The sequence below is a fragment of the Marinomonas alcarazii genome, assembly GCF_003208215.1.
Taxonomy (GTDB): Bacteria; Pseudomonadota; Gammaproteobacteria; order Pseudomonadales; family Marinomonadaceae; genus Marinomonas; species Marinomonas alcarazii.
On the sequence record NZ_QKLW01000004.1, the window covers coordinates 285977 to 295785 of the forward strand.

8 protein-coding genes are annotated in these 9809 nt (G+C 45.8%); all 8 read left to right on the forward strand.

What is annotated here, in order from left to right; translation table 11 throughout:
- Positions 1 to 3: 3 nt before the first annotated feature.
- Positions 4 to 1134 (forward strand): cobalt-precorrin-5B (C(1))-methyltransferase, encoded by a 1131-nt coding sequence (locus DFP75_RS11210; protein ID WP_110575638.1) that lies wholly within the window; start codon positions 4 to 6, stop codon positions 1132 to 1134.
- The gene (locus tag DFP75_RS11215) at positions 1131 to 1919 is read left to right on the forward strand and encodes a precorrin-6A/cobalt-precorrin-6A reductase (RefSeq protein WP_110575640.1); all 789 of its coding nucleotides are present in this window, start codon (positions 1131 to 1133) and stop codon (positions 1917 to 1919) included. Before DFP75_RS11210 ends, DFP75_RS11215 begins: the two co-directional genes overlap by 4 nt.
- Positions 1916 to 2581, forward strand: a complete 666-nt coding sequence (locus DFP75_RS11220) for a precorrin-8X methylmutase (RefSeq protein WP_110575642.1) — start codon at positions 1916 to 1918, stop codon at positions 2579 to 2581. The genes DFP75_RS11215 and DFP75_RS11220 overlap by 4 nt, the downstream gene beginning before the upstream one ends.
- Before the next feature lie 292 nt (positions 2582 to 2873).
- Positions 2874 to 4217 (forward strand): precorrin-6y C5,15-methyltransferase (decarboxylating) subunit CbiE, encoded by a 1344-nt coding sequence (cbiE, locus tag DFP75_RS11225; RefSeq protein WP_245927041.1) that lies wholly within the window; start codon positions 2874 to 2876, stop codon positions 4215 to 4217.
- A complete protein-coding gene (cobI, locus tag DFP75_RS11230) occupies positions 4214 to 4954 on the forward strand; it encodes a precorrin-2 C(20)-methyltransferase (protein WP_110575644.1) in 741 nt (246 codons plus the stop codon). Before cbiE ends, cobI begins: the two co-directional genes overlap by 4 nt.
- On the forward strand, positions 4951 to 5769 hold the full coding sequence (locus tag DFP75_RS11235) for a cobalt-precorrin 5A hydrolase (protein WP_110575646.1): 819 nt from the start codon (positions 4951 to 4953) through the stop codon (positions 5767 to 5769). The genes cobI and DFP75_RS11235 overlap by 4 nt, the downstream gene beginning before the upstream one ends.
- Positions 5770 to 5909: 140 nt before the next feature.
- Positions 5910 to 7586, forward strand: coding sequence for a ShlB/FhaC/HecB family hemolysin secretion/activation protein (locus DFP75_RS11240; protein ID WP_110575648.1), 1677 nt, complete (start codon positions 5910 to 5912; stop codon positions 7584 to 7586).
- Positions 7587 to 7649: 63 nt separating this feature from the next.
- The coding region (locus DFP75_RS11245; RefSeq protein ID WP_146219957.1) for a filamentous hemagglutinin N-terminal domain-containing protein at positions 7650 to 9809 on the forward strand (2160 nt) is incomplete at its 3' end.

A 9809-nucleotide genomic window follows, 5' to 3' on the forward strand; every position in this document is an offset into this window, starting at 1 on the left:
GTAATGTGGCCTGAAAGTGCTGAATCGCCCGCGCCATTGCGCACTGGTTTAACGACCGGTACGTGCGCGACAGCTTGCTGTGTGGCGGCCGCTCAGGCTCTTTTTGCCAATAAACAAGATTCAAGCGTCAGTGTTACTTTGCCCAAAGGCAAAGTAGTCGACCTACCCATTACCGAATACCAAGAAATAGACAATGGCATCAAAACCGCAACGATAAAAGACGCGGGAGACGACCCAGACGCCACGCATGGTGCTACGTTATTTGTTGAACTGAGATTGTCATCAGAGCAAGGCGTGCGTTTTCATGCAGCACAAGGTGTGGGCACTGTCACGCGAACCGGTTTGTTACTTGATGTGGGCGAACCTGCGATTAATCCTGTGCCGCGCAAAATGATGACAGAGCACTTGGAAGGTTTTGCACAAACCTATCAATACCAGGGAGGATTTGATGTCTCTGTTGGTGTTGTTAATGGCGAACAAATTGCGCAAAAAACCATGAATCCACGCTTGGGAATTTTAGGTGGTTTATCGATTCTCGGTACGACGGGCATTGTTCGACCTTTTTCTTGTGCGGCTTATATTGCGTCTATTCATCAAGGCATCGATGTGGCGCGAGCCAATAATTTGACTCACATTGCAGCAACGACTGGCAACGCCAGCGAAGACGCAATAAAAAGCCATTATCAGCTCGACGACATGGCCTTGATCGAAATGGGTGACTTTGTTGGCGCTGTGTTAAAGCACATTAAAAAAGTGGAATCCACCGCACCTACTCAACTGACTAAGTTAAGTATTTGCGGAGGCTTTGGTAAGATCAGTAAGCTGGCCCAGCATCATCTTGATTTAAACAGTCGAGCATCGAGTATTGATCTTGGTGCCTTGGCACAACTGGCGGCCAGTTTGGGGGCCGGTGCTGAGTTACAAGAGCGCATGAAAAACGCCAATACCAGCGTGGAAGCCTTGTCGTTCGCCATGTCAGAAGGTTTGCCACTAGCTGATGCTATTTGCCAGCAAGCCTTAGACTTTGCCAGAAAATACATTCCTGTTCACATAGAATTGGAAGTCTGGGCGATTGATCGCAAAGGCCAATTTGTTGGACGGGCTTTGGATAGGAATAAGCGAGACAGGGCATGAAGGTTTTATTGTTAGGCGGCACCGCTGATGCTCGTCGTTTAGCCGACTCTTTGCATAAAGAGAATGTCAGCGTCATCTACAGTTTGGCTGGGTTGGTTCGCGTTCCCAAAGTAGATTGTCAGTTGGTGGTCGGTGGCTTTACCCAATTTGGTGGTTTGGCTCAGTATTTAAAGGACAATCACATTAATGCGATCTTGGACGTTACCCATCCTTATGCGCAAACCATGAGCAGCAAAGCGGTGACGGCGGCCAAAGAGGTTGGCATTCCTTGTTGGCGTTTTCATCGTCCTGCTTGGCAAAAAAAAGAAGGCGATCTGTGGCAAGAGTACCAAGACGAAGCCGATTTACTGGCGCGGCTTGATGGCTTTCGAGTGCCATTATTAAGCGCAGGGCAAATGAGTGAGGCTTTGCTTGAACGTATTTTACATTTGCCAAGCGTTGAACGCATTGTGTGGCGCACGGCAGTTGAGCCTAAGTTTGCTCTACCAGGCAGGGTTCGCTGGATTAAGGCCATAGGGCCTTTTGCGTTAGAAGATGAAAGGCAATTATTAATCGATCAAGGTATCGATGTCATCGTCAGTAAAAACAGTGGTGGTGGGGCGACGTATTCAAAGCTGGAAGCCGCTAGAGAATTATTTATTCCCGTTTTACTACATGCTCGGCCAATCTTACCCGACGCCGAGCGAGAATTTAGTGACACAGAAGAATGCTTGCAAGCCTGTTTAGCGGCTTGGGGCAACGCTTCTATCCATATTAAGCATCAACCAAAAGACTGCCAACAGTGACTTCTTCAGACGACTCTCAATACGAAAGAAAATACGAAAATAATCCTCAAGCCATTGAGAGCGATAGCTTTCGACAAATCCGCGAGTTAACCGATTTGTCTGGCTTGAGCCAAGACCAGCAACAAGTGGTTATGCGCGTGGTGCACAGCCTTGGTTTGCCCGATGTGGCTGAACAAGTACGCTTCAGTGCCAACGCAACTCAAGCAGGGCGCGAGGCGTTGGCCAATAATGGGGCGATTTTGTGCGACGTGGAAATGGTTAAGCAAGGCGTGACCAAACGCATGATAACGCGAGAACCCTTGTGTTTTTTGAACGATCCTCGCACGGCGGAATTGGCAAAAAGCAAAGGTGAGACTCGCTCGATGGCGGCATTGAGTTTATGGCAAGACGACCTTGCTGGCAGCGTGGTGTTAATCGGCAACGCGCCTACGGCGTTGTTTCGCCTGTTGGAAATGATAGAGCAAGGCGCGCCAAAACCTGCTTTGATTATCGGTATGCCTGTGGGTTTTGTTGGCGCGGCGGAATCGAAAGACGCGCTTTGGGAAGCCCACGAGAAACTGGGCATTGAATGCATCACCTTGTTAGGGCGAATGGGCGGCAGCGCCGTGACATCGGCCAGTTGTAATGCCTTGTTGCGCTGTAATATTGGTGAGTATTATTAATGCTTTGGGTGCTAAATTTGTTTTTGTTCCTTCCCCTTATCTTCAAGGGGAAGGTTAGGATGGGGTTGTTAGGTTTTTGACCCCCTCCCAGCCTCCCCTTTAGCAGGGGGAGGAGTTAAACACTTTTTTGTTCCTTCCCCTTATCTTCAAGGGGAAGGTTAGGATGGGGTTGTTAATTTTTCTGACTCCCTTCCAACCTCCCTCTTAGCTGTGGGAGGAGCGGGCTGCGATGTTCTAATGAACCACAGATACCTCGCCCCTTAGTGCGGGGGCATTGAATGGAAGTAGGTTTATGAAACACACACAAATGCCAATCCATGTTATCGGTTTGGGCGTTAATCAAGTGGCGCATCTGGATGAGGCGGCGCAAGCGGTTTTGGCGAGTTTGTCTCCGAACGATATTGTGTTGGGTGCGCCGCGTCAGCATGACACTATTGGACAATATGTTCATCAAGGTCAGCGTGAGGATTTACCCAAGCTAAAAGAGCTAAAAGAATCTTTCGTACAATGGCAATCTCAGGGCGCAAAGCAGGTGGTGGTGTTGGCCTCTGGTGATCCATTGTATTACGGCATTGGCGCTTGGTTGATGCGTAATTTTTCTCTTGAAAACCTACATTTCTATCCGAATGTTTCCAGTATTCAAGTAGCGTGTCATCGTCTTGGACTATCCTTGCAAGACGTGCAGGCGGTGAGTTTGCATGGTCGTCCACTGGCGTCTTTGCGTCGTCATTTGCAATCGAATAAAACCTTGGTGTTACTGACGGACCAACATAGCCAACCGAAACATATTGCCGAAGAATGTGTTAAAGCTGGGTTGGATCAAAGTGAGATCACTGTTTGCGAAGCCTTGGGGTATCCGCAAGAAAAAGTCCGTACGTTTGCCTCTGGGGTTCTTATAGAAGGCGAACTGGAATTTGATCCGCTCAATGTCATTGTGTTGAAAACCAGTCAACAAACCTCCCTTTATCCAAGTTCTGTGGGTATTCCTGACGCCTCATTTGTGACCGACAAAGGTGACGGCAAAGGTATGATTACTAAGCGAGAAGTGCGTTTGGCGATTTTGTCATACATGAACATCGAGCAGGGCGACACGGTTTGGGACATTGGCGCGGGTTGCGGTGGTGTGAGCGTGGAAATGGCCTATTGGCATCCGCGTAGTCAGATTATAGCCATTGAACATCATCCAGATCGTTTGGCGTGTTTAACAGCCAATCGAGATCGTTTTGGTGTGATGCAGAATTTATCGATTGTCGCAGGGCGAGCGCCGGAAGTGCTGATGGATTTACTTGCTCGTAATGATGAAGAGCACGGCAAGCCAAACAAAGTTTTCATTGGTGGTAGTGATGGCGAGTTAAGCGTCTTGATGGCACAGGTTTGGGATCTCTTACCGGCGGGTGGTAGTTTGATGGTGAGCGCAGTTACTGAAGAGACAAAATATCAGGTTATGCAATTCGCTCAACAACGTGACGAAGCGCAAGACGCAGTCGAACAAGGCTTGCAAGTATCAATCGCTAAAGGCGAACGATTAGCAGGGCAGCGATTATTTCGCCCAAGCTTACCGGTGGCGCTTGCTCATTTTACAAAGCATGTTACACAAAAAACGACTAAGACAAATTATAAGGAAAACGCACAATGAGTGCCTTGGAAACATCTCAAAAAACAGGCCGATTCATTGGTGTGGGTGTAGGTCCCGGTGATCCAGAATTGATCACCTTAAAAGCCTTGCGTTTGATTCAAGGTGCCAGCGTGGTGAGTTACCTTGCCAATAACGAAGGGGGTTCTCAGGCGAAAACCATCGCCAGTGAAGCCTTTGCAGGTGTGACTCATGCGCAGAATGAAATCGCTATTGTTATGCCTATGTCGACGGATCGATCATTGGCAAATGAAGCCTACGACAATGGCGCAAAAGCCATTGCTAATGAATTATCGCAAGGCAAAGACGTGGTTTTCTTGTGTGAAGGGGACCCGTTGTTTTTTGGCTCTTTCGCGTATTTATTAGAGCGTCTAGAAGGGGATTTTCAATGTCAAGTTGTGCCTGGTGTGTCGTCAATCAATGCCGCATCGTCCGCCTTGAATCATCCGTTAACCGTGTTGAAAGAATCCTTCGCTGTGGTGAGTGGTCGTCATACCGCCCAGCAAATTGATACCGCGTTAGAGCAGCACGACAGTGTGGTTATTATGAAAGCAGGGCGTGCGCGTCCGCGAATATTAATGGCGCTGCGCAAAACTAACCGCATGCAAGACGCGAAATACCTTGAATACATAGGCCGTGAGAATGAACGTATCGTGCGCGATGTATCGACCTTAGAAGACAAAGCAGGGCCGTATTTTTCTTTGTTCGTGGTCACGAAAAGTGAGCGAGGCACGCGGTGATACGCTTTGTTGCATTAACGCCAGCAGGTGAACGGTTGGCAAGAAAACTATTGTCTAACGTGGCGCTGAATAACTGGCCTGATGCGGTTGTCGACTACAAACCAAAACCTTTTGCTGAGTTCGTGCAAACGGCGTTTAAAAATGGCGATTGGCTGGTGTTCATCTGCGCCACGGGCATCGTGATGCGAACCCTCGCGCCGGTGTTACAAGACAAGTATCAAGACCCGCCAGTCTTAGTATTGGATGAAGAAGGCAAGTTTGTTATTCCATTGCTATCGGGGCATGAAGGCGGCGCCAACGAGTGGGGCGCGCAAGTGGCAAAATCCCTTGGCGCACAGTTGGTTATGACCACAGCGAAACCTTATCTTAACCCAGTTTATACTTTGGGAATGGGTTGCGAACGCCATTGCCCTCTGGAATTTATCGAAAGTCTCATGCTCGACGCCCTAGCGCAAAAAGGCTTAACGCCCAGCGATATTCACTCTCTAAACAGCATTGACATCAAAGCCGACGAAACAAACCTTATCGCTCTCGCTGACAAATACCATTGGGACTTCAACACCTACAGTGCCCAAGAGCTGACACCTATGGAGTCGCTTCTTAGTACTAAATCCGACTACATCTTCAACACCGTCGGTGTCTATGGAGTCGCCGAATCCGCCGCGCTGTTAGCCGTTCAAATGGAAACAGGTACAGAACCAGAGCTTATCTTGAATAAAATCAAAAACGCCAAAGCGACCTGCGCTTTGGCGAGAGGGTTTTGTTCTTCTAGTGGCGAGTTTACAGGTAGAAACGCGAATCATTTGAATGGCTGACGGTTTATTTACGTTTTTTTATTGATCAATTGATAATCGTTCTTTATTATCGCCAAATGTAAATTTATGTAAGCTTGTGTAAGTATTGTGGATGTAGATAAGGCTATCTTTATCTATGACATTGCTGCTAGGGAGATGGTGTGATTGTAAGGCTAGGGAAGCGATGGTTAACCGGTTGTAGTTTACTGTGTATTCCATTCTATTTAACCGCAGCCCAGAATGATTCTATTAGAGATGAGACTGAGTGGCGATTACGCGATAAAGCCGCACAAGAAGCCTTAGATCAAAAAATGCAGGTCATTTCACCACCTATTCAATTGCCGCAGGTGGATGATTTACCGGATCTACCCCACGAAAGTGTTTGTTTTGTTATTGATAGCATTGACATAAAAGGATTGCTGTCTGACTGGGCAACCTCTCAGGGAGATTCCTATATTGGGCAATGTATGGGGTTTGATAGTATCCAAGCTTACGTACGTTTGATTAATCAGAAATTATTGGCGGAAGGTTACATTACTTCTAGAGCCGTGTTACCTGAGCAAAATATTGCCTCGCATGTTTTGGTGATCAATATACAAGAAGGGATTATTGAAAAGATTGAGTTTCCTGAAGATTATCGTTTTTTCTGGCGACATTCACTCCCGCTACAGGTTGGGGATGTATTAAACCTGAGGGATATGGAGCAAGCGGTTGATCAACTGAACAGACTTCAATCTCAAGATGTTGAATTTAAAATTCAGCCAGGTACGTACAGCAATGCAAGTATTCTTGTTGCACAGATAAAGCAAACAAAGCCATGGTCTGTTGGTTTTTCTGTTGATGATAGTGGAAGTCGCTCCACCGGAAAATACCCGCTTTCACTGAGCGGTGTTGTTGATAATGTGGTCGGTGTTCAAGATGTTTTGCAATATTCTTTTTCCAGAGCAAGGGAAAAAGACAGTGGTGAATCTAATAGTGCTTCTATTACGTGGAGTTTGCCGATTGGCTATTGGTTATTAGAAATGAGCAATAGCCGCTCGGACTATCGGCAAGAAACAGTTGGCAGCGTGCGAACTTTCGAGCTAAGTGGTACAGGGGATGATAAAAAGATTGCCTTGAATTACGTGCTTTCTAGAGATAATAAAAGCAAGACCTCTTTGTTGGGTGCGGTTAAAACACGAAATCGACGTAGTTATATTGATGATACAGAAATTGAAGTGCAGCAGCGAAATTTAACAGAGCTGGAGCTAGGGGCTTCTTATCGGAAATATTTACCAAACGCAGTATTAGATTTTTCGCTTAGTATGCATCAAGGTGTTGAATGGTTAGGAGCGGATAAAGTTGATTCTGGTGCATCGTCTAATGTCGCTCAGCCAAATTATCGCTTTTATTCGCTGACGACTTCGGTGAGTGCGCCTTTTTCATTGTTAGAAACCAAGATGAATTACAGTGGGCGGCTTTTTATGCAATATGCAGACACCGCGATTTATTCGCTAGATTGGTTCTCAAATGGTGGTCGTTATACGGTAAGGGGGTTTTCTGGTAGCGAATCGTTAAGTGCTGAAAGTGGTTGGCGTTTAAGAAATGATATTGCGTTGCCTTTCAGTATTAAACGTTTTTCGACGACAGGCTATTTAGGGCTGGATATCGGCGAGGTATATGGGGACGGTGCAGAAGAAGAGTCTAGTAAAACACTAATGGGAATTAGCCTAGGGTTTAAAGGGCAACTTTTTGGTGCGAATTACGATGTTTCTGTTTCTGAACCATTTTTAGCTCATGGACCTTACGCTAAGGCTCATGATTACAAAGTAAGTGCAATGCTCTCCGCTCAATTTTGATTTAGTAATGACCGAGCTGTATAAGAGCCAAAACTTTTTAGTCTTAGGGAAGAGGTTATTAATATGTTGGTTTTGTTACGTTTATTATCTCGTTTAGTGATTCAGCTTGCCACCATTCTAAGCGTGACAAAATGCTCCACTACTCGACGAGTGTACTTTTCTTATACCTCTCATCTTTCTCTGTTGCAGCCTTGCCGTAAGCACCAAAAATACATAGCGCAAATTATGCTGGCCTCTTATTTGTCGATGCCGGGAGTATTACTGGCTCAGGGGGTGACTGCAGCGAATACCCCCCATGCTCCGTCTTTTGACAGAGCCGCGAATGGCGTACCTATTGTGAACATCAATAAAGCGTCGTCGAAAGGTGTATCCCGCAATGAGTACAATGGCTTCAATGTTGAATCCAAGGGACTGATTTTTAATAATGCAACGGATATTGTAAATACCCAGTTGGCGGGTTATGTCGATGGTAATAGTAACCTTAATGGCCTTAGTGCCAACATCATTTTAAATGAGGTGAAAGGCAATAGCCGTAGTGCATTAAACGGCTATATGGAAATTGCAGGGCAATCAGCGGAACTGATTATTGCCAATCAAAACGGCATTACCTGTAATGGCTGTGGTTTTATTAATACCACTCGTGGCACCTTAACAACAGGGCAAGCGACGTTTGATGGAGCGGGCGGTTTAACGGGGTTTGATGTCTCGAGAGGTGATGTAGATATTTCTGGCTTAGGCCTTAATGCCGGTAATGTTGATGAAGTCGATATATTAGCTCGAAGTGTGAGTTTAAACGGTAAATTTTGGGCCAATAATGCCACTATTGTGACAGGTCAGAATCACATAGATTATCAAGATAAAACCATCACTGATTTAAAAGCAGATGGTCCAAAAGCGCTTGGGTCAGGGATCTCGTTAGACGTTGCAGCTATTGGTGGTATGTATGCTAATCGCATTCGCTTGATTGGTACTGAAAAAGGCTTAGGGGTTAACGTCGCTGGTGAAATAAAAGCCGTCGAAGACATGGTGTTGGATAGCCAAGGCAACTTGTTAAATAGCGGTACTCTCAGTGCAAAAACGCTGACGGCATCGAGCGAAAATATATCAAATACAGGTGCTGTATTAGGACATGAAATCCATATTACAGCAAATCAACTTAACAATACGACGGCACAGGCTAATATTCAGGCAATAGATGGTGTCACCATTTCGACACAAGAATTGAATAACGACGCTAGTGCAAAAATATTGTCTAAAAGCGGTAGCATCAAAATAGATGCTGGTGCGGTTTCTAACCAGAGTGTCATAGCGGCAGATCGTATTAATATCAAGGCGAGTTCGCTAGAAAACAAAACTGTCAACGGTCAAATATTTTCAACAGGTGGGCTGGATCTAACGCTGACAGGACACTTGAATAACGTCGATGGTGGATTAGTTCATTCAGATAAGGTTCTGACGATTGACTCTTTAGGTGATCTTGTTAATGCAAGCGGAACCATTGAAGCCGTTGGATCAGCGACGATTAAAAGTCAAAACCTCACTAACTCTGGCACCGTTTTAGCACAAGACAGTGTTTTATCTATTATGACAAGCGGGCTTGAAAACCAAGGTACAGTATCTGGTAATAGCCTCGTTGTTAATGCAGCAACTCTCGACAACAGTACTGAAAATGGAAAAATACTTTCATCTGGCAAGCTAGATTTAACCATCGACGGTGATGTCACCAACACTGATGGTGCACTTGTTCATGCCGATACTGATTCGACGCTCGATGCGAAAGGCGATGTAACTAACAGCGGTACTATTGAAGCCGTTGGATCGACGATGATTAAAAGCCAAAACCTTACTAATTCAGGCACCATCCTAGCCCAAGACCGCATTTTATCCATTGAGACAAACAAGATTGAAAACCAAGGTACGCTATCGAGTAATGGCCTTGTTATTAAAGCGGGCGAGCTTGATAACACAACCAACACGGCACAAATTGTTTCGTCTGATAAAGTTGATTTAACCATACAAGGCGAGATCACTAACACAGATGGTGCATTGGTTCATGCAGATACGGATTTGACTCTTGATGCCAAAGGCAATCTAACCAACAGCGGAACTGTCGAAGCGGTAGGATCATCATCTTTAACAACTAAGAACCTAACAAACTCAGGTACTATTTTAGCCCAAGACAGCAGCTTATCTATTGAGACAAGCAAGATTGATAACCAAGGC

Bases quoted from the DNA above. Each gene is read 5' to 3' on its own strand.
- DFP75_RS11210 (WP_110575638.1), top strand. From the start codon at position 4: ATGTGGCCTGAAAGTGCTGAATCGCCCGCGCCATTGCGCACTGGTTTA.
- DFP75_RS11215 (WP_110575640.1), top strand. From the start codon at position 1,131: ATGAAGGTTTTATTGTTAGGCGGCACCGCTGATGCTCGTCGTTTAGCC.
- cbiE (WP_245927041.1), top strand. From the start codon at position 2,874: ATGAAACACACACAAATGCCAATCCATGTTATCGGTTTGGGCGTTAAT.
- cobI (WP_110575644.1), top strand. From the start codon at position 4,214: ATGAGTGCCTTGGAAACATCTCAAAAAACAGGCCGATTCATTGGTGTG.